The sequence below is a fragment of the Sorangium sp. So ce1153 genome (assembly GCF_051521595.1).
Taxonomy (GTDB): Bacteria; Myxococcota_A; Polyangia; order Polyangiales; family Polyangiaceae; genus Sorangium.
In genome coordinates this window covers 12,611,184-12,631,347 of the sequence record NZ_CP150361.1, presented here as the reverse complement: position 1 = coordinate 12,631,347, position 20,164 = coordinate 12,611,184, and the positions used below count along the sequence as shown (strand labels likewise).

Below are 20,164 nucleotides of genomic sequence, written 5' to 3'. Positions count from 1 at the left end.
GCTGGGTGGGTCGATGCACGGATGACAGCACCCGCGCGCCGCCGCCCGCGAGCGCGCCGCCGTTCGCGAGCGCGCCGTACATCCGTGCGAAGGCGCGTGCGTTCGCGTGGCCGTTCAGCGCCGAGATCTCCGCGCGCGGGGCGCGGGCGGTGTTGACGAAGAAGCCGAGCGGCCGCGGCCTGCTGCTGATCCGCAACTTCATGGACGAGGTGCGGCACAACGAGAAGGGCAACGAGATCCGCAGGGTGATGCGGTGTCGCTCGCCGGAGTCCGAAGGCGAGCAGGACGGCCACGACGGCTGACGCGGCCGCGACCCGCAGCGCTCTTGCTCTCCCCTCGATGTCCTCTGTGTCTCCCTCTCTCATGAGACCGGAGGCGAGCTCGAGCGACGCGCGCCCGGGCTCGAAGGCAGGAGTACACGGCATCGAGCAGCGCCTCCAGCTGCCCGTCGCAGCGTCAGCCCGACGCCATCGCGATGGTCGAGCTTCGGGTCGCTCCACCTGGGGGTGCCAGAGGAGCAGACTGAGCCCTGCCCGTGACATGTCACGCCGAGAACCGTGACATGTCACGCCGAGAACCGTGACATCCCACGTAAGATCAGGCCGCATGTCATGCCGGGAGTCTCAATGACCGGCGCGCGGGGCGCGGCGGACAGCGAACTGAGGCTATTTCTGACCGTGGCACGGGGCATGCAGTCGCCCTCAAGCGACCGGGCAGCAGCGTGCACACGACCGCAGCGACGCGCCGACCCTCGAAGGGATCATGAATGCTCGGAGTGCGTCGGGTACCTCTGGCAATCAGGAGCGCGAAGCGTCGAGGGATCGAGTGTCAGCGCTCCGCCGGCCGTCGGTCGGACCTCTTGGAGATCATTTAGATCAACATTTCATCATAATATTTGAGGAGATTGTCATCATGAAGCGACTTCACGTCATGGCTCTTCTGGGTGCGGCTGCTCTTGGGATCACCTCCAGCGCCTGGGCAGGAACCTGGTACGACTCCGCGGCGATCGATACGATCGATACGGTGCCGGGGATCGGGTATCGGATCTACACCACCACCGGGAACCCGGCGGACTGCGCGAATACCGGCCGTCTCGACCCGATTTCGACGATAACGGCGGCAGAACGGCAGCTGATGGACAAGACGATCCTGTCGGCGTTCCTCGCCGGACGGAAGGTCCAGGTCAACGTCTCCAACTCCATCTGCACCGCCGACGGCTATCCGACCTACGTATGGGTCCGGCTCTCCAAGAATGAGTGAGTGATCGCCCGATCCCGTGACTGCAGCGGCGCTCGTTCGGCGCCGGCGCATCCTGCAGATGGCGCGCGGACTACCAGAGACTGCCATCTTCTGGACGGACCGCGCGCCGGCTCTGAGGAACACGCGGCGCGCTGATCTCCTGTGCCTCCGTCGCTTCCCTGACTTCGCGCGAAGGGCAATGGCGCGCGGCGGTCGAAGGCACAGGCGGCTCCAGCCCGTCTGCACCGCCGGGGGCTATACGACCCACGCGTGGGGGCTGCTCAACAAGGATCAGTGAGTGATCGCGGGGCCTCGTGGACACCGCAGCGACCGGAGCTGGCTGCTGGCCATGCGAGGAGGGAGAGCCCGGGCCGCGCGGACGACGAGATGAAGCGGAACAGATAACGACGAGGTACAGGTATGGTGATGATGTCCAGACGCACGTTTCAAGCATCGGGCTACGTCCTCGTTGCTGCTCTGAGCGCCTGCGCGGAGCAGGACGTCGCAGTGGGCTCCGAGGGATACGTCCCGACGTGGGAGGAGTTCCGAGCCAGCGCAGCGAGGGAGGTGGACGGGGATCGGTTCTACATGGTCGATTGGGACATTCCCATACGATCCGAGGAGCGGCTGTGGAGTTACTATCAGCAGACCTACGCCGACGAGGAGGTCGGCAGCAGCGCTCAGCCGCTCATCATCCATCAATTCAGCGGATCGGACGATGTCTGGTCGCACCAGGAAGCGGCAGATCTGCGCTATTGCGTGAGCACGAGCTTCGCGGATTACCCGAGGGCCGTCGCAGAGATGCAGAAGGCCACGAGCGCCTGGATGAGCGTGATCAACGTGCGGTTCACCCATGTCAGCAGCGAGGATACAAACTGCACCAACACGAACACCAATGTCGTCATCCCGGTCCGGCCCTGGAGCTCGGGCGGAGCGTGCGCCTTCGTTCCTCATGACCCCGTTGGTGACTGCGTCGCTGACACCCTCGTGATCGACTACAACGACTTCGATACCAATCCAGATTGGCCGGTGGTCGCGCCCAATATGGATACGATAGGCGTGCTTCGGCACGAGCTGGGGCACGTCCTCGGCTTCCATCACGAGTGGTTCCGGAGCCCGTCCAGCGTGAAAGGTGACAGCACCAGCACCTGGCGCGCGGTGACGGATTTCGACCCCGCTTCGGTCATGCAATACCCGTGGAAACCCGGCGCCTTGGAAGAATCGGACATGTCTCTGACAAACGATGACGACGCCGGTAGCATGTCGGTCTACGGCATGTCCACGGCGCTGATGACGGCGATCTTCTGAGTCATCATCCCGCGCGCCTTGCCGGCGCGTGGGCTCTCGTCGCCCGCAGCCGTGTCCCTCGTCTCCCCCGAGATGCCCTGCCTCGGCGCGCGCGAGGCGCCGACCTGGGTCGCGCTCGAGAACAACCACGGCGCGCAGCTCGTGTTCGGCGTCGACGCGGCCGGCGTCCGCTTCGGCAAGCGCAAGGAGCGGCAGCGGGACGACGCCGCTCCGGCCGCAGGGCCAGCACGAGGCCTGCCGGACAGAGCGCCCGTGGCGGTTCCCCCCACCGTCGAATGGGCGCTCTGCCTTCGTGCGCCGGCACGGCAGCGCTCAGACCCTGCGCCGCGGCGGCGATCGTGCGCGCATCGTGTGGTGGAGCGAGCGCGTGGTAGGGTCGCGGCCCCGTGATCCCCGCCTCCGACGAAAAGCAGGCCGCTCCCGGCGAGGAGCATCCAGCCTCCGACGAAAAGCAGGCCGCTCCCGGCGAGGAGCATCCAGCCTCCGACGAAAAGCAGGCCGCTCCCACCCTGAACCTCGAACCCGGGACCTCCCCTCGCGTGTGGCGTCGGCGGTCATGGGTCGTACCCTGCGCCGTGTTCGGTGCGATCCTGGCCATGTCACGCCCCTTCGTGATCAACCAGAACACGTACCTCGTGCACGCGGCGCGGCGCGGCGCTCCGGCGCCTACCCGCAGCTCGAGGCGGACTGGTTCGCGCACACGGCGGATCCGACGCCGTTCTTCACGTGGCTCGTGTCGCCGCTGCTCTCGATCGCGGGCACCGGCAGCCTGCTCGCGCTGAACGCCCTGCTCGGCGCCGCGTGCCTCGCAGGCCTCGTGTTCGCAGCCGAAGCGCTGCTGCCGGACGCCGCGCCGCGCGCGCCGCGCGCGCCGCGGTGGGCCGTCGCCTGCGCGCTCGCGGCCGCGTGGCTCGCGGGTCCCTGGAGCGAGATCGCCTTCGAGGGGGTCGCGGGCCAGTACGTGCTCCGCGATTTCCTTCAGCCATCGAACTTCGGCGTCCTCCTCCAGCGCGCGCTGCCCCGCGCCAGGCGCATGGGGACGCGAGCGTCCGAGCTTCGAGCGTCAGCGTCCGCTCCCACGCCAGCAGGGAAAGACGAACCGTGGGACGGATCCAGGGCGATGCGGCGCGCGATCCACAGGCGCACCGCGATCTCGACCTTGGGGACGCGGCGTTCGGGCTCAGAGGCAGGCGTACACCGCGTCGATCAGCGCCGGCCACCGCGGGTCGCCGCCCGCGCCGCTCGCGAGGGTCTGGTTCGGGGTGTAGCCGAAGCCGAGCCCCGCGTCGGGGTCGGCGAAGCCGAGCGCGCCGCCCGCGCCGGGGTGGCCGAAGGTCCGCGGGCCGCGGCCGAAGGGGCGCAGGGCGCTCGGGAGCATGAAGCCGAGCGAGAACCGGCTCTCCGCGAGGAGCACGGCGTCGGGGCCGCGCGAGCGCTCGGCGAGGGCGGCCTCGATGGCCCCCGGCGAGAGCGCGCGCGGGGTGTCGGCCGCGAGGGCCCCGCCGTTCGCGAGGGCGCCGTACATCCGCGCGAGGGCGCGCGCGTTCGCGTGGCCGTTCAGCGCGGGGATCTCCGCGCGCCGGGCGCGGGCGGTGTTGACGAGGCCCGGCGCCGCGAGGTCGCGCGGCCTGGTGAAGGCCATCGACGTGAGCGACGCCGGATCGCGGAAGCTCGCGGCGAAAGCGCCGCCCAGGCCTGAAGGGCTCGCGATCGTCGGCGGCACCTCGGCGATCCGCCCGTCGTGCTCGGCGCCGGTGCCGATGTGGAAGTCGAGGCCGAGCGGGCCCGCGACCGCCTCCCGGAGGAACGCGCCCACGCGCCGGCCGCTGGCGCGCCGGATCACCTCGCCCACCAGGAAGCCGAACGTGACGGCGTGGTAGCCGTGCCGGGCGCCTGGCTCCCAGAACGGCTCCTCCGCGGCGAGGGCGGCGGTCATGGCCTGCCAGTCGTAGAGCGCGCCCTCCGGCGGCTCCGCGCGGAGCGCCGGCAGGCCGGCGCTGTGGTCGAGCAGCTGCGCCACGAGGACGCGCCCCTTGCCGGCCGCCGCGAACTCCGGCCAGGACGCGGCGACCGGCGCGTCGAGGTCGAGCGCGCCCCGCTCGGCGAGCGCGTGGGCGCACAGCGCGACGGCGCCCTTGGTCGCCGAGAAGACGTTCACGATCGTGTCGCCGCCCCACGGCGCGGTCCTCGCCGCGTCCCGGAAGCCGGCCCAGAGGTCGACGACCACGCGGCCGCGCACGGCGACGCTCACGGCCGCTCCGAGCTCGGGGAACCGCTCGAAATTCGATGCAAACGCGGCGCGCACGGGCGCGAACGCGGGGTCGCAGTAGCCATCGATGGCGAGGTTCATCGCTCGTCCCTTTCCTGTCACCGCGGGCGCAGGGCGCGCGCGGGCGTCCCGCCCGGCCGCGGCGATGCTCATGGGAGGTTGAGAAACTTTGGTTTCGCAACCGTGGTTGATTGATACGGCCGCCGCCCCGATCCGTCAACTTCATTTGCGCAACCTTGGTTGCGCGGTACAGGCTCCCGCCGTGAAGCCCGCGCCCCCGGACGAGGACCTCGTGCTGCTCTTCGCCGCCATCGCCGCCGCGACCAGCGACGAGGTGATGCGCCGCGTGGACAGGGCTGGCCACGGCGATCTCCGCCCGAGCCACGGCTACGTGTTCCAGCACCTGATCCCCGGCCCGGTGAAGGTGCGAGAGCTCGCGGAGCGGCTCGGCATCACGGCGCAGGGCGCCTCCAAGGCGGTGACGGAGCTGGAGGAGCTCGGCTACGTGCGCCGCCGCGTCGCCGACGAGGACCAGCGCAACCGGCTGGTCGAGCTCACCGAGCGCGGGTGGGCCGCGGTCGAGGCGGGGCGGGCCGCGCGCGCCGCGGTGAACCGGCGCATCCGGGCGCTGCTCGGGGAGGAGCAGGCCGGCGCGCTGCTCGGGTCGCTCCAGCGCGTCGCGGAGCGCACCGGAGGGCTGGAGCTCCTGTCCTCGCGCCGGCTCCGCCAGCCGTAGCGCGCCCGGGTAGTGCTGTCATCTGAACATGAAGGCGGTAAGGCGGGAAGAAAATCTCAATGATCTTCCCGCCTTACCGCCTTCATGTGAACCCTCTCTGGGCAAATGGCAGCACCACCCGCGCCCGGGTCCGAGCCGGCTGCCGCAGGTCGACCCACGACAGCGGGCTCTTCGTGTCAGTCTCCTGGCGCGGCAGGCCCGAGGAGCGAGGAGTCGACGCGCAGCACGCGGGCCGTGAAGGGCCCCACGCGTGACGCCTGCGTGCGCAGGGCCACGGTGAGCTCCGTGCCGAACGCGGAGACATCGACGAGCGGGTGACGCTGGTACACATCGCTGAAATGGCTCTCGCCCGCGATCGCGGGGAGCGGCAGCGTCACCGCGACCGCGGGCGCCCCTCCGGCGGCAGGCACGCGCACGAGGCGCAGCTCGCCGCGGCTGGCGTCCGCCGCGATGTTGCCGACGCACGTCGGCAGATCGGCGTTCTGCACCTCGTAGGCGATCGTCCAGTCGATGTGGCTGATCACGAACGCGATCCACACGTCGCCATCGCTCGTGCGCGCGGCCGAGAAGGCCGACCATTCGAGCCCGGAGGTCACCTCGTGGCAGTCGGTCGGGCAGCCAGGCGACGCGGGGTCGCCGAAGCCGCGCTGGCAGCTGTACGTCGGCGTCGCGGTGCCGGGGATCGCCACCTCGTCGAAGCCGTCGCCCTCGTCGCCGCTCGCCAGCCGCAGCCCGTCGGGGTGCTGCACGATCGCCGTGACGCGCGGGATCGTCGCTTGCCCGGCGGGCTGCGGCGGCGGGACGGGCTCGTAACGGAGCGGCGAGCTCCCGGAGACCGGAGCGCCAAGGCTCCGCTCCGCGGTGCCGTCGAGCACCTCGAGCTGCCAGCTATCGAAGCGCGCCTGGACCATGCCAAACGCCAGCGGCGCGTCGTCGGGCGCGAGGGCGAAGCGGGTCCAGTCGCTGCCGCTCGGCCGGCTCGTCGGCGCGACGTCCCAGGCGCCACCCGACGTGCGCGTCGCGTGCGCGACGCTCTCCGGCGCGTCCGTGACGATCCAGATGTGCGGCTCTCCCCGGGAGTCCATCGCGACGTCGATAACTGGCACGTACTTGTCGTCGCGATCGAACACCCCCTGTTTCTCGGCCGCGCTGCCGGGGAGCGGCAGGAACACGACACCGCCGGGATAGCCTTCAAGGCTGCCCTCCGTCTCGTCCACCGCGGCATATGCCTTTCCGTCCGGCGACAGCGCCACGTTGACGCTATTGCTCTGCACGTCGAAGTCGCGTTGCGTCGCCCCGTCGTCGTCGAGCTCGAACAGCCGCGTCGGGGCGTTGCTGCTCGTCACGAGGTACGTCGCGTCCGCCGCCGGAACGGCCCGCACCCCGCCCGCCGCGAAGTCGGGACCGGTGCACGTCACCTCCACGTCGAGCGTGATCGCGCAAGGCGCGTCCGCGGGACAGGCGTCGCCGTGGTCGCCCCGCTGCGAATCGCACATCTCCGGGCCGCCGCCCGCGCCGCCCTGACCGCCCGCGCCCTGACCTCCCGCGCCGCCCTGACCGCCCGCGCCTGCTTCACCCCCGGCGCCACCGGCCCCTCCTGCGCCGGCTGGCACGCTGGTATCTCCCTGGCATCCGAGCGTCAGCGGCAGGCCGGCGAGCATGCCGATCCCGAGGACTCGAAGGATGTGCATAGGCAGTTCCGTGTACATGAGCGCTCGCCTCCTTGCGATGCGCTGATCCCGGCCGGCGAGTCCTCCCGCTCGACCCCTCAAGGGCTCACGCCACGCGCCCGGGCGCGATCCGGAGCCGCGCGAACTCCGCCACGAAGCCCTCGCCCGTCGGGCTGCACGCGTAGAGCCCGCACGGCACCTCGCGCGCGCCGTCGTCCTCGTGCAGGTGGGCCATCCGGATCTGCGTCCACGCCGCGCCGTCGTCCGAGCTCTCGACGAGGTAATCCGGGCCCTCCCGCCGGATGCGCAGCCAGATCTCGCGCCGATCCGAGGGGAACGGCTGGGTCGACCAGTCGCTGTAGCCCGCGTTCGTCACCACCGCGCCGAGGCGGCTCGGGCCGTCTGGCTCGAACTCGACCGATGTCTTCAGCCAGCACGAAGCGGAGAGCCTCACCATGAGCCCTGCCTGGTCGTACTGGTGCGCGGGCCGGAACCGCACCTGCGTGGTCATCACGAAGTCGCCGCCGACGCGCGCGAACAGGAAAGGCCCGTTGTCGTTCTGGAAGCCGTAGTGCGTCCGCTGCCAGTAGTCCGTCTTCGCCCCGGGCTCGACCACGAGCACGCGCCGCTCCGGCTCCACCACCCAGCGCGCCGGCGGGTTGCGCCACTCGAGCCGCGGGTCGACGCCAAGTTGGGTGAATTCCTCGTCCAGGAGCAGCTGTGTCATGACGCCGGCCTCCCCAGGTCACATTCGATGGGATCTGCCCGTGCGCGGACCCGGGGCGCGGAGCCTACCACGGCGCGCCGCCGCCGAGAGCGCTCCTGCGCGCTCCACCCGCGGGGCTCGCGCGGCTCGCGCGGCCGCTCACGCCGAGGGCGCGCGCGGGCCGAGCACCGCGTCGTGGAGCTGTTCGAGATCGAAAGGCTTGGCGAGGAACCGCGCGAGCCCGAGGTCCGCGGCGCGCTCCGAGATGTCCACCGCCGCGCTCACGAGCACCACGCGCACCGCCGGATCGATCCGCTCATGGATCGCCCTCGTGCACTCGCAGGGAGAGAGCCCGGGCATGAAATAGTCGCACAGCACCGCCCGCAGCCGGCCGCGCTCGCGCTCGAGCAGCGGGAGCGCCTTGGCGCAGTCGGCGACCTGGATGCAGTGGAGCCCCCACTCGCCCAGGGTGAGCGCGACGAGCTCCCGGAAGTCGGGGTCGTCGTCGATCACCAGCACGCGGTTTCGCAGCATGTTCCCCCCTGTCAGCTAGCGTCGGAGTTCGAGTGAGAAGACCACGAGGTCACCGGGCGTCCGCTCGATCCAGAAGCGCGCGCCGTGGAGCCGCGCGATCCCCTGGACGAGGTGGAGGCCGACGCCAGTGCTGCGCGGCTCGTCACGCCGCCCCTCGAACGCCATGACGCCGAACGGCTCCAGCAGCTTCTCGAGATCCTCCGGGAGGTCCTTCCCGCCCCGGACCTCGGTCGTGATGAGCACGCGCGAGGCGGAGGCGGCGTCGATCGTGACCAGGACCGGATCGTGCTCCAGCGCGACCGCCACGGCCTGGACGAGCACGCTCCATATCGCCTGCTCGAGGAGCTCGGGATCGCCCAGGAGGTGCGCGTCTCCGCGGGGTACCAGGCGAATGGCGTGATCCCTGGCCACGAGCTCGAACTCCCCGATCACGCGGCGCGCGAGATCCTCGAGGTCGATCGCTTGGGGCTTGAAGGGGAGCCGTCCTCCGGACACGCGCGCCGACCACAGGAGATCGTCGACGAGGCGGGCGAGGCGCGTCGCCTGGCGATCGATGATCGCGAGGGCGCGCTCGCGGACGGCCGTGTCGTGCCGGTGGTTGAGGGCGACCTGCGAGAACCCCTTCATGATGGTGAGCGGCGTCTTCAGCTCGTGCGCGGCGACGGCGAGGAACCGGTCGCGATCCTTGTCGCGCTCGGCGATGGCCTTGAAGCTCGTGCTCAGCGTGTGGGCGAGCACGGAGAGCTCGTCGTCGCCCCAGTCCCCGAGCGGCTCGTACACGCCGAGCTCGCGGAAGCGCTGGACGGCGGTCACCAGCCGGCGGATGCGCGGCGCGATCGCGCGGCGCACGGCGAGGCCGAAGAGCGACGCCGCCGTGATGCCCCCGAGGCCGACGGCCAGGAAGACGGCGATGACGAGCAGCCGGTGGTGCTCGTAGGCGCCGTAAGCGACCTCCATGTAGCGCAGGTTGATCTTGTTCAGCCGGACCAGGGCGGCGCTGAGGTCCTCCACGTCGGTGCGCTGCAAGGAGGGCGCCGCCGGCGCCGGACCGGAGAGCCCGGTCGTGCGCTCGAGGCCCTTCACGGCGGACGCGATGAGGTTCACCGCCTCGCGCTCTTCCTCCAGGAGCCTGAGCTCCCCGGCTCGCGCGAGCGCGGCGCGGAGCTGGATGGCGCCCGGTAGGGTCGAGGTCGCCGTCAACCAATCGCGCTGGTACCGATCGACGAAGGCTCGAAGCCCCACGATCGCCCTCCGGGCGCCCTCCGCGGTGTCCGGTGACGGCCGAGCGAGCACGGCGTCGAGCGCGTTCGACGACTCGAGGCCGGCGTTGATGACGACGAACGGCTCGAAGACGTAGTGGCGCAGGTGGGCGGTCTCGGAGGCCAGCCGCCTGAACGCGACGATGGACGTGATGACGCCCAGGGCGGCCAGGACCAGCTCGCTCAGCACGAGCAGGGAAAGGCGCCTGTCGATGGACATCCTCATCCGCTGGCCGTTGCCCCCGCCGCTCGGAGGCGAGCCCGCGTGCTGAGCACGTTGAGACCACCGCGACATCCGCCAGCTCCTCGGTGTCGCCTCGGAAGCAAGGTGGGCACCACGACAGCGTCGAACCGGCGCTCGCGAGCGCCTGGTCCCGGTCGCTCGCCGCGTCCTCGTCGCTCGCGCTACTGCGGCCGCCCCTGCGCGATCCAGCTCTCGACCAGCTGGATCTCCTCCGCGCCGAGGGCGGGGAGCCCGAGCGGCATCCCGCGCGCCGCCGGGTCGGCGCGGCCCGCCTCCTCCGCTTGCCGCGCCAGGAGCGCGGCGACGAGGCGCGGCGCGCCGCCCGGCCCGCGCGAGAAGACGCTGCGCCGCTCGCCCTGGTCATCGACGTACCCCGCGGCGATCCCCTCGTACGTGGCGAGGTTCAGCCCGCGCGGCTTGAACCCGAAGCCGCCCGTGTTCCCGGGCCCGCCGTCGCCGAGCGCGTAGTCGGGCTCGGAGTGGCAGTGCCTGCACGTGCCGCGAAACACCCTGCGGTCCACCTCCTCGTAGGTCACCCGCCGCGACAGCAGCGGCAGCCTCTCGGGCACGCTCCCCGGCGCCGGCGGCGCGAGCGGCGCGGTGACGAGGAAGGCCGCGATGTCCCGCGCCTCGGCCGGCGACATCGGCACCTGGGGCATCGGCGTGCCCGGCTTGATCGCCCCCGGGTCGAGCACCCACGCGACGAGGTCCGCGGGCTCGCTCCGGTCGCGCGCGTGCCGCAGATCCGGCGCCAGGGCGACCGCGGCGCGCGTCTCCTTCTCCATCGGCTTCACCGGCGCGACCGCCGACAGCCCGGTCACCCCGGTGAAGGCGTGGCACGTCCCGCACCCCTTGGCCTCGTAGAGCTCGCGCCCCCGCGCCGCGCTCGCGCCCTCCAGCGACGTTGCCGGACGGTCGCGCCGCTCGCGGCGATCGCGCGTCAGGTACGCCGCGATGTCGCTCGCCTGCTCGGGGCCGATCGCGAGCCGCGGCATCGTCGCGTGCAGGCGCGGGCGCAGGTCGCGCGGCGCCAGCAAGAAGCCGCGGATCCAGTCGCGGCGCAGCCTGTCGCCGGCGGCGGCCAGCGACGGGACGTCGCGCAGCTGGACCAGGTTCTCGTTCCACCGCTTCATCGCCGCGGCCGGCGCCTGGAACCGCCCCGCCGCGATGTCCTGGTGGCACTGGACGCAGTGGGCGTCGCGCGGCGCGGGCGCCTGCCCGGTGCCGTCGTGGCAGCGGTTGCACTGGAGCTCGGCGACGAGCCGCTGCCCGTGCGCCGGGTCCCCGGGCGGCGCCGCGGCGGCGGGGGACGCGGCGACGGCGGCGGCGGCGGCCGTCGCGCCGCCGTCGCTCGCGGACGGCGGCGCGGCGGGCGCGGCGAGCCCGGGCGCCCGCGCGTCCTCGGAGGAGCACGCGGCGGCGCCCGAGGCGAGCGCGAGCAGCGCGGCGAGCAGCGGGCGGGCGCGCATCGGCGTCAGCTCTGCGGCCGCGGGTCGATCGCGCGGCTCGGTCTACAGAGCGCCGCGCTCTTCGCCATCGCCTCGCACCGGCTGGCCGCGGCGTCGTGCCCCGCGCTGTCCCCCGCGAGCGCGCGCAGCTGCGCCAGCGCCGCGTACCCCTCGGGGCTCGCGAGCAGGTCCTTCTCCGCCAGGTCGCCGAGCAGCTTGAGCGCCTCGCCGCGGTGCTCCGTCGACCGGGCGAGCGCCTCGCCCAGGTCGGTCTGGAGCGCGGGGTCGTCCTTGCGCTGCTCGTTCAGCCGGCGCAGCGCGCGGATCGACCAGTCGAGGTTCCCCCTGCGCTCGTCAACCGACGCCCCGCCCCACGTCTCGAGCAGCTCGCGCGGCACCTCGGCGGCGACCTGGAGCGCCCCGTCCCCGCGCGCGGTGGCCACGGCGAGGACGCGGAAAGCCCGGTTGAGCAGCGGATCCTTGTCATACGAGATGCGCCGGATCTCGGGGAACATCCGGATCACGCTCCCCGCGGCCGCGGTGATCCGGCCGTCGCGCAGGGCCTGCTCGGCCTGGGCGACCCCCATCACGCGGTGATCGATCGCGGGCATGATCTCGACCCCACCGCAGGCCGCCGCGTCCCCCGAAGGGACGAGCGCGGACGCCATGAGGGCACAAAAAAGCGTGAGTCGAACGGCGGGACCATTCATGAAGGACCTCCTCGGGCAGGCTGCGCCGGCGCGCCCCGTCGCTCGTCGGGCGCTGCCGATCGACTGTGACAACGCCCCGTCGAAAAAAGTTGCTCCCGGATCGGGCGGCGCTCGCGCTCGAGCGCCAGGCGCCGCGCCGCGCGAGCGCCGTGCGAGCAAAGTGTGACCAAATGTGCGCGGATGCGATCCCCGGGTTGCCTTGGTGCGCGCCCCGGTGTCCAATGCGGGCCTTCCAAAGGAGATCCGGCATGTTGAAGAAGCGGCGCCTCGCGATCGCGGCCCTCGTGGGCCTGGCCAGCGCGCTCCCGGCGTGCACCAGCGGCAAGAAGGCCGACTGCGCGAGCCCCGAGGTGTTCTGCGTGGGCCTCGTGACCGACATGGGCAAGATCGACGACAAGTCGTTCAACCAGTCGGCCTGGGAGGCGATCCAGCGGGCGCAGAAGGAGCTCGGCGCCACGACGCAGTACATCGAGACGACGGATCCGAAGGATTACCCCAAGAACATCGCGACGTTCGCCGAGGAGAAGTACGACGTCGTCGTCACCTCGGGCTTCGGCCTCACCGAGGCGACGCACGGGGCCGCCGCGCAGTTCACGGGCACGCGGTTCATCGGCATCGACCAGTTCCAGGCGCCCGGCGCCGAGAAGCCGAACGTGGTCGGCCTCGTGTTCCCGGAGGACCACGGCGGCTTCCTCGTGGGCGCGCTCGCCGCGATGATGACGAAGTCGGGGAAGATCGGCGCCGTGCTGGCCACGGACGCCGTCCCGCCGGTCTGGCGCTTCGGCGAGGGCTTCCGCGCCGGCGCGCGCCACGTGAAGCCGGACATCGAGCTCAGCGTCGTCTATCACAACGACGTCGGATTCGATAAGACGTTCACCGATCCCGAGTGGGGCAAGACGACCGCCGTCTCGATGATCGACAAGGGGGTCGATATCGTCTTCGGCGGCGGCGGCAAGACGGGCAACGGCGCGCTGCTCGGCGCGGCCACGAAGAACGCCCACGCCATCGGCGTCGACACCGACCAGTACTACACGGTGCCCGAGGCCCAGAAGGTCATCCTCTCCAGCGCCGTCAAGCTCATCACCGAGGGCGCGTTCGACCTCATCAAGCTGGCCAAGGAGGGCAAGCTGCCGAGCGGCAACTACCAGGGCAAGTCGGGGTATGCGCCCTATCACGATCTCGACAGCAAGGTGCCGGCCGAGGTGAAGGCGAAGATGGAGGAGCTCAGGAAAGCGCTCCTCGACGGGACGCTCAAGACGAACGTGCCGCCGTCCAAGCCGGGCCAGTGAGCGCCCCGGGAGCTCGGCCATGCTGCGAGAGAGGCTGATCCGGCGGCTCAGGCCGCTGCTGCTGCCGGCCCTCTCGGTGTTCACCGCGATGGTCCTCGGCGGCGTGCTCATCGCCCTGGCCGGGGGCAATCCGCTGGAGGCCTATGCTGGCATGCTCGAGGGCGCTTTCGGGTCGCCGCGGGCGGTGAGCGAGACGCTCGTGTGGGCGACGCCGTACATCCTCGCCGGCCTGTCGGTCTCGCTGGCGTTCAAGGGGGGGCTGTTCAACATCGGGGCCGAGGGGCAGCTCGCGCTCGGGGCGCTCTCGGCGGCGTGGGCGGGTCACTGGCTGCCGCGGCTCGTCGGCGGGGGCCTGCCCGCGCCGCTGCACGTCCCGCTGACGCTGCTGCTCGGCGCGCTCGCCGGCGGGCTGTGGGCCGCGGTGCCCGGGTGGATCAAGGCGCGCGCCGGCGGACACGAGGTGATCAGCACGATCATGCTCAACTACGTCGCCCTCAACGCGGTCAGCTTCCTGCTGAACGGCCCGATGAAGGACCCCGCTCCGGGCAACGTGCTCTCCCGCACGCCCCTCATCGACGAGAGCGCGCGCCTCCCCGCGCTCGTCGACGGCTTCCGGCTGCACTGGGGCTTCCCGCTCGCCCTGCTCGCCGCCGCGCTCGTCGGGTGGGTGCTGCAGCGGACGGTGTTCGGCTTCGAGATCCGCACCGCGGGGCAGAGCCCCGACGCCGCGCGCTACGCGGGCGTCCGGGTGGGCCGCACCGTGATCGCGACCATGGCGCTCTCGGGCGCCCTCGCCGGGGTGGCCGGCGCCGTCGAGGTGAGCGCGCTGCACCACCGGCACGAGCTCGGGTTCTCGCAGGGGTACGGCTTCGACGCGATCGCCATCGCGCTCCTCGGCAAGGCGCACCCCGGCGGCACGGTGCTCGCGGCGCTGCTGTTCAGCGCGATGCGCAGCGGGGCGACCCGGATGCAGTACCTGACGCAGATCCCGATCGACGTCATCTCCGTCATCCAGGCGCTCATCCTGCTCTTCGTCGCGGCCGAGACCCTGGTCCGGCGCATCTACCGCGTCCGCGGCGAGGGCGAGCGGCTCGTGCTCACGCGCGGCTGGGGCGGCTGACCATGCGGCTGACCATGAAGATGGGCTATCGACGGTACGGGTTCATCGCGGTGGTCGTCTGCGTGCTCGTCGGCGTCGTCGCGCTGATCGGCGGGGCGCGGGTGTCGCCGATGACGATCGTGGCCAGCATGGCGGCGACGACCCTCGCCGTGGCGACCCCGCTCACGCTCGGGTCGCTCTCGGGTGTCTTCTGCGAGCGCTCGGGGGTCGTGAACCTCGGCATCGAGGGGATGATGCTCGCGGCCGCCTTCTCGGGCTGGTTCGGGTCGATCTACGCGAGCGCGGTCCTGCACCTGCCGCCGCTGCCGAGCTTGCTGCTCGGCGTCGCGATCGCGGTCGTCACCGGCGCGGCGCTGGGCCTCTTGCTGGCGGTGCTTGCGGTGACCTTCGCGGTGGACCAGATCCTCGCGGGGACGGTGATCAACTTGCTGGCCGTCGGGCTCACCGGGTTCTTCAACCGACAGCTCTTCTTCGGGCCGGGCAGCTCGTTCGGCGGCCAGGTCCCGCACGCGCCCGGCGTCCTGCCGCGCCTGCGCGTCCCGCTCCTCGCGGACATCCCCGTCGTCGGCCCCGTGTTCGAGCAGCAGCCGATCGCCCTCGCGGCCATCGCGCTGGTCGCCCTGACGCACCTCGTGCTGTTCCGCACGCGGTGGGGCCTGCGCGCGCGCGCCGTGGGCGAGCACCCGCGCGCCGCGGCCACCGTCGGGATCGACGTGGCCCGCGTGCGCTACGTGAACGTCGTCATCGGCGGCGCGATCGCGGGGCTCGGCGGGGCGTACTTCACCCTGGAGTCGGTGCCATCGTTCGAGCCGATGATGACGAACGGGCGCGGCTTCATCGCCCTCGCGGCGATGATCTTCGGCGACTGGACCCCGTTCGGCGCGTGGGCCGCGGCGCTCGTCTTCGGCGCGGCGCAGGCCTTCCAGATCAACCTCCAGCTCTTCCGCGACCTCATCCCGCCGTCGTGGTCGTTCCTGCAGCAGTCGTCGGTCGTCGGGCTCGTGCCGTACCTGCTGACGCTGCTGATCCTCACCGGCGTCATCGGCAAGACGACGCCGCCGGCCGCCGACGGGCTGCCCTACGAGCCGGAGGGGCGGCGGTGACGGCGGTCCTCGAGGCCCGGGGGATCACGAAGCGGTTCTCCGGCGTCGTGGCGAACGACGGGGTGGACATCGATCTGCGCGAGGGCGAGATCCACGCCCTGCTCGGGGAGAACGGCGCCGGCAAGTCGACGCTGATGAACGTGCTCTACGGGCTGGTGCGCCCGGACGCGGGGGAGCTCCGCCGGCGCGGGCAGCCCGTCGCGCTGCGCTCGCCGAGCGACGCGATCGCGCTCGGGATCGGCATGGTGCACCAGCACTTCATGCTCATCCCGGTGTTCACGGTCGCCGAGAACATCGTGCTCGGCGCGGAGCCCGTGCGCGGGGGCGTGGGCGGCCTGATGGACCGGCGGCGCGCGAGCGCCGAGGTGCGCGAGCTGTCGGCGCGCTACGGGCTCGACGTCGACCCCGACGCCCGGGTGGAGGACCTCCCTGTCGGCGTGCAGCAGCGCGTGGAGATCATCAAGGCCCTTTACCGCAAGGCGGAGATCTTGATCCTCGACGAGCCCACGGCCGTGCTCACGCCGCAGGAGGCGGAGGAGCTGTTCCGCGTGCTCCGGGCGCTGACGGCGCAGGGGGTGAGCGTCCTGTTCATCACGCACAAGCTCAAGGAGGTGCTCGCCGTCGCCGACCGGGTGACGGTGATGCGCGCGGGCAAGGTGGTGGGCGCCGCGGTCCCGGCGGAGACCGACGAGCGCGGGCTGGCGGCGATGATGGTGGGCCGCGAGGTCGTGCTCCAGGTGAGCAAGGTCCCGGCGAGCCCCAAGGACGTCGTGCTCGAGGTGCAGCGCCTCGGCGTCGCCGGCCGGCGCGGGTCGGGCGCCGACGTGGTGCGCGAGGTGAGCTTCTCGGTGCGCGCGGGCGAGATCCTCGGGATCGCCGGGGTGCAGGGCAACGGTCAGACCGAGCTCGTCGAGGCGATCACCGGCCTCTCGCCGGCCCGCGACGGGCGCGTGCTCCTCCGGGGCCGCGACGTGACGGGCGCGCTGCCCCGCACCCTGATCGAGCGGGGCGTCTCGCACGTGCCCGAGGACCGGCAGCGCCACGGGCTCGTGCTCTCGTACTCGGTCGCGGACAACCTCGTCCTCTGCACCTACCACCGGCCCCCGTTCGCCGAGCGCGGCGTGCTCCGCGACGAGGCCCGCGACGAGAACGCGAGGCGCCTGGTAAAGACCTTTGACATTCGCGCGCCGGGCCCTTCCGCGCCGGTCTCGGCGCTGTCGGGCGGCAACCAGCAGAAGGTGATCCTCGCCCGCGAGCTGAGCCGCCCGGTGGAGCTGCTCGTGGCGAGCCAGCCGACGCGGGGCGTGGACGTGGGGTCGATCGAGCACATCCACCGCGAGATCGTGGCGGCGCGCGACGCGGGGGCGGCGGTGCTGCTCGTCTCGGCGGAGCTCGACGAGGTCCTGTCGCTGTCGGACCGGATCGCGGTGATGTACCGGGGCGCGCTCGTGGCGACGCGCGACGCGGGCGCCGTGTCGCGGACCGAGCTCGGGATGCTGATGGCCGGGGTGGCGGCGGAGGCGGCGGACGCGGCGGCCGCGGCGGTCCCGGAGCGCGAGGCGGGCGAGGTGGCGCCGTGAGGGGCGCGCGCGCGCTGCGCGTGCTGATCGCGCCGGCGCTGCTGGCGGCGGCGGCCGGGGCCCTCGTCGCGCCGCCGTCTTCTGCCGCGGGAGGCGCCGCGGGAGGCGCCGCGGGAGGCGTCGCGGGGAGCGCCGTGGGAGGCGTCGCGGGGAGCGCCGCGGGAGGCGTCGCGGGGAGCGCCGCCCCGACGCTGGCGCAGTACCGGTACTTCCGCGCGCTCTCGCTCGACCTCGTGGGGCGGCTGCCGACCCGCGCGGAGCTCGCCGAGATCGAGGCGCCGGGCTTCGACATGGACGCCTGGATAGAGCGCCACCTCGACGGCCCTGGCTACGTCGACCGGCTGACGCGCATCTACATGGATGTCCTGCGGCTGGAGCTCGGCCCTGCGGTCACGTTCGCGCCGCGGGAGACGACGCTCCACCGGCTCCAGGTGCTGGGTCCGGACGGGAAGCCCATCTACGTCTATTACCGTCACAACCAGCGCCGCCTCGACCCGGTGATCGACGGAGAGTTCTGCTTCTCCGAGCCCGAGAGCGGGCTCAGGGTGGTGAACTCCGCGCCCGCCGCGGGGACGCCGATCCCGATCTCCCAGCGCCTGCTCGACGAGCGGACCACGCTCGTCCGCCCCTTCTGGCTCTACCGCGATTACCTCTCCGTGAATCCGGTGCAGCGCTACGGGGCCGGGTGGGACGACCCGGACAGCGCGTATGTCCCGCTGCCGGAGCTCCTCGTCGAGCCGGACGGCAAGACGCCGACGGTCGAGGTCCGTGTGTGCAAGGAAGAGGCGCAGACAGCGGACGTCGGCCACGTCTACGCGAGCGACGTCCCCCGGCTGCCCAAGGGCGCGCCGCTCCCCGCGGGCCGCACGCGCCCGCCGCTGCCCGAGGACCCGTATGCGAAGGAGCACCGGGGAGAGCCCATCTCGTGCCGGAGCGCGCTCGCGCCGAGGATGAGCGTCGATTGCGGCTGCGGCATCGGGCTCGTGCACTGCATGCCTGGCGACAGCTACGGCAGGGATCCGCGCGCCTTCGTGCTGCCGGCGCATGTCCCGCTCGGCGTCGACCAGCCGATCGGGGCCGCGCCGCACTCGAGCTCTGGCTGGCACAAGTTCTGGTGGTCTCAGGAAGCGATCCACTTCATGAGCCACGTGTTCAGGGCGGATCGCGATTTCCGCGAGATGCTCACGGCGCGGTACACGTTCATCAACGGGCCTCTCGCGCAGTTCTACCTGTCGAGCGCGCCGGCGGCGTGCTGCTCCCAGCACAAGTCGTTCGGGATGCGCGAGGACGAGGAGCCGCTGTTCCTGCCCCGCGCGGTGCCGCCGGTCGTCTTTCCGCACGACGTGTCCGACTGGACGTTCATCCCTGACCGTGGGCCGCGCGCCTCCGGTCTCATCACGATGCCTGTGTTTCTCACGAAGTATGCCTCGCGCCGGGCGCGCGCGGCCGCGCTCTACAGCGCGTTCCTCTGCAAGAGCTTCACGGCCGAGCACGCGGAGCTCCCGCCCTCGACCGAGCCGGACCTCATGGTCCGGCCCGGCTGCGCGAGCTGCCATGCGACGCTGGAGCCGCTCGCGGCGTATTTCTCGCGGGTCGAGGAGACGACGTGGACCTACCTGCCCGCAGCCAGGTTCCCGATCGAGAACCCCGCCTGCAAGGTGGGCGCCGACGGCAAGATGCGGAGTGCGTGTCAGCCGTTCTATGATCCTGCGTTCTCGAACCGGGAGCGCGGCGTGCTCCGGGGCGCCTATGCCTCGGAGGAGCACACCGAGCGCGGCCCGGCCGGCGTCGCGGCGGACATGACGCGGATGCCGGAGTTCGCGGCGTGCGCGGTCCAGCGCGTGACCGAGGGGTTCCTCGGGAGGGCTGTTCGCGAGGAGGATGAGGCGCTGCTGGGCTCGCTGCGCGAGCGGTTCGTCTCGCGCGGGTACCGGATGCGGCCCCTGGTCGAGGCGATCGTCCGCTCGCCGGCGTATTCGCGCGCGAGCAACCTGCGCCCCGCGCTGGAGCGGGGCGGGGCGGAGCGCGGCGGGGCGGAGCGCGGCGGGGCGGAGCGCGGCGGGGCGGAGCGCGGCGAGGGAGCGCGGTGATGCCCGGCCGGGTGAGGGCCTTGGCCCTTGCCGGCCTGGCCGTGCTGGCGGGCGCGTGCGGCGGCCCGCCGGAGGCGGTCGCGCCGCGGCCAGCCGCGCCGCTCCGGGAGACGGGGCGCGTCGCCCTGAGCCGGGCGCCGCAGGAGGACCTGCGGCTGGTCCCGGCCGAGGCGTACCTGAGGAGCTATCTCCGGCTGTTCGGCGGCCTCGCGCCCGCCGAGGTCGAGCGCCGCGCGCGGGGGGACGACAGGTCGGCGCTGTTCGACACGTGGGGAGACTACCTCGCGGCGCTCGGGCTCCCCGATTACAGCCTCGATCTCCCGCGCGGCACGCAGACCAACGCGCTGATGATGGCGGCGTTCGAGCGGCTCGGCATCGCGCTCTGCGACCGTGCGCTGGAGCACGACTGGAAGGCGAGCGTGCCAGTCCCGATCGAGCAACGGCTCATCTTCGCCTTCGACCTGCCCGCGCCGGGCCTCGACGAGGCGGCCTTCGCCCCGCGCTTCGACGTGCTGCACCGGACGTTCCTGAGCTACCCGGCGCGCCTCGCGCCGCCGGACCGGGAGCGGCGGTTCTTCGCGCTCTACCAGGCCACGGCGGCGCGGCACCGCGCGAAGGGCGCGCCGAGGTCGCGGTTCTCGCCGGAAGAGGCGGGGTGGGCCGCGGTGTGTTACGGGCTCGTGCGGCACCCGGAGTTTCTGCTGTACTGATGCCCGGCTGGCACGAGGGCGCGCCGTCGGGTCTCCTGTCGTCCTCGATACCCAACAGCGCGCGCCCGCTCGCCCTTGCATGGCTGGGACGGAAATTCCGCTGGATCGGTAGAGCGCGCCGGGTGCCCGCTCGGCCAGGGACGTGAGCA

At 72.3% G+C, this 20,164-nt stretch carries 17 protein-coding genes; 10 read left to right on the top strand and 7 right to left on the bottom strand.

The genetic code is table 11. The features are described 5' to 3' along the window. Positions 1-5: 5 nt before the first annotated feature. The 3 genes from WME85_RS45975 to WME85_RS45965 all read left to right on the top strand — a co-directional run bounded on the left by WME85_RS45975 (position 6) and on the right by WME85_RS45965 (position 2,547). The gene (locus WME85_RS45975; RefSeq protein ID WP_437830819.1) at positions 6-302 is read left to right on the top strand and encodes a hypothetical protein; all 297 of its coding nucleotides are present in this window, start codon (positions 6-8) and stop codon (positions 300-302) included. 610 nt (positions 303-912) lie between these two features. After that, on the top strand, positions 913-1,260 hold the full coding sequence (locus tag WME85_RS45970) for a hypothetical protein (RefSeq protein WP_437830816.1): 348 nt from the start codon (positions 913-915) through the stop codon (positions 1,258-1,260). Positions 1,261-1,659: 399 nt separating this feature from the next. Further along, on the top strand, positions 1,660-2,547 hold the full coding sequence (locus WME85_RS45965) for a matrixin family metalloprotease (protein WP_437830814.1): 888 nt from the start codon (positions 1,660-1,662) through the stop codon (positions 2,545-2,547). Between the two features lie 1,180 nt (positions 2,548-3,727). Here the strand turns inward: WME85_RS45965 and WME85_RS45960 are convergent. Further along, positions 3,728-4,897 carry a serine hydrolase domain-containing protein gene (locus tag WME85_RS45960; RefSeq protein WP_437830812.1) on the bottom strand — a complete coding sequence of 390 codons (1,170 nt, stop codon included), beginning with the start codon at positions 4,895-4,897 and terminating at the stop codon, positions 3,728-3,730. Between the two features lie 181 nt (positions 4,898-5,078). Between WME85_RS45960 and WME85_RS45955 the strand changes: the two genes are divergently transcribed. Then, positions 5,079-5,552 carry a MarR family winged helix-turn-helix transcriptional regulator gene (locus tag WME85_RS45955; protein WP_437830810.1) on the top strand — a complete coding sequence of 158 codons (474 nt, stop codon included), beginning with the start codon at positions 5,079-5,081 and terminating at the stop codon, positions 5,550-5,552. 176 nt (positions 5,553-5,728) lie between these two features. Here WME85_RS45955 and WME85_RS45950 read toward each other — a convergent pair whose 3' ends face one another. The 6 genes from WME85_RS45950 to WME85_RS45925 form a co-directional block, all read right to left on the bottom strand. After that, positions 5,729-7,261, bottom strand: coding sequence for a hypothetical protein (locus WME85_RS45950; protein WP_437830808.1), 1,533 nt, complete (start codon positions 7,259-7,261; stop codon positions 5,729-5,731). Positions 7,262-7,328: 67 nt separating this feature from the next. Continuing rightward, positions 7,329-7,949, bottom strand: coding sequence for a DUF1349 domain-containing protein (locus WME85_RS45945; protein WP_437830805.1), 621 nt, complete (start codon positions 7,947-7,949; stop codon positions 7,329-7,331). A 138-nt stretch (positions 7,950-8,087) separates the two neighbouring features. Next, positions 8,088-8,462, bottom strand: a complete 375-nt coding sequence (locus tag WME85_RS45940) for a response regulator (protein ID WP_437830803.1) — start codon at positions 8,460-8,462, stop codon at positions 8,088-8,090. 15 nt (positions 8,463-8,477) lie between these two features. Next, entirely contained in the window at positions 8,478-9,941 is a 1,464-nt protein-coding gene (locus WME85_RS45935; RefSeq protein WP_437830800.1) for a sensor histidine kinase, read from the bottom strand. Positions 9,942-10,126: 185 nt separating this feature from the next. Then, the gene (locus tag WME85_RS45930; protein ID WP_437830798.1) at positions 10,127-11,434 is read right to left on the bottom strand and encodes a c-type cytochrome; all 1,308 of its coding nucleotides are present in this window, start codon (positions 11,432-11,434) and stop codon (positions 10,127-10,129) included. Between the two features lie 5 nt (positions 11,435-11,439). Next, positions 11,440-12,081, bottom strand: a complete 642-nt coding sequence (locus WME85_RS45925; protein ID WP_437830795.1) for a hypothetical protein — start codon at positions 12,079-12,081, stop codon at positions 11,440-11,442. 290 nt (positions 12,082-12,371) lie between these two features. Between WME85_RS45925 and WME85_RS45920 the strand changes: the two genes are divergently transcribed. Genes WME85_RS45920 through WME85_RS45895 form a run of 6 tightly spaced genes read left to right on the top strand, consistent with a single transcriptional unit; the run spans position 12,372 to position 20,015 of the window. Next, entirely contained in the window at positions 12,372-13,412 is a 1,041-nt protein-coding gene (locus WME85_RS45920) for a BMP family lipoprotein (RefSeq protein WP_437830793.1), read from the top strand. Positions 13,413-13,431: 19 nt separating this feature from the next. After that, positions 13,432-14,532, top strand: a complete 1,101-nt coding sequence (locus tag WME85_RS45915; protein WP_437830791.1) for an ABC transporter permease — start codon at positions 13,432-13,434, stop codon at positions 14,530-14,532. Positions 14,533-14,546: 14 nt separating this feature from the next. Then, positions 14,547-15,635 carry an ABC transporter permease gene (locus WME85_RS45910; protein ID WP_437830789.1) on the top strand — a complete coding sequence of 363 codons (1,089 nt, stop codon included), beginning with the start codon at positions 14,547-14,549 and terminating at the stop codon, positions 15,633-15,635. After that, entirely contained in the window at positions 15,632-17,215 is a 1,584-nt protein-coding gene (locus WME85_RS45905; protein WP_437830787.1) for an ABC transporter ATP-binding protein, read from the top strand. The genes WME85_RS45910 and WME85_RS45905 overlap by 4 nt, the downstream gene beginning before the upstream one ends. Next, the gene (locus WME85_RS45900; protein ID WP_437830786.1) at positions 17,212-19,305 is read left to right on the top strand and encodes a DUF1585 domain-containing protein; all 2,094 of its coding nucleotides are present in this window, start codon (positions 17,212-17,214) and stop codon (positions 19,303-19,305) included. Before WME85_RS45905 ends, WME85_RS45900 begins: the two co-directional genes overlap by 4 nt. Positions 19,306-19,316: 11 nt before the next feature. Next, entirely contained in the window at positions 19,317-20,015 is a 699-nt protein-coding gene (locus tag WME85_RS45895) for a hypothetical protein (RefSeq protein ID WP_437830783.1), read from the top strand. The last annotated feature ends 149 nt before the right edge of the window (positions 20,016-20,164 follow it).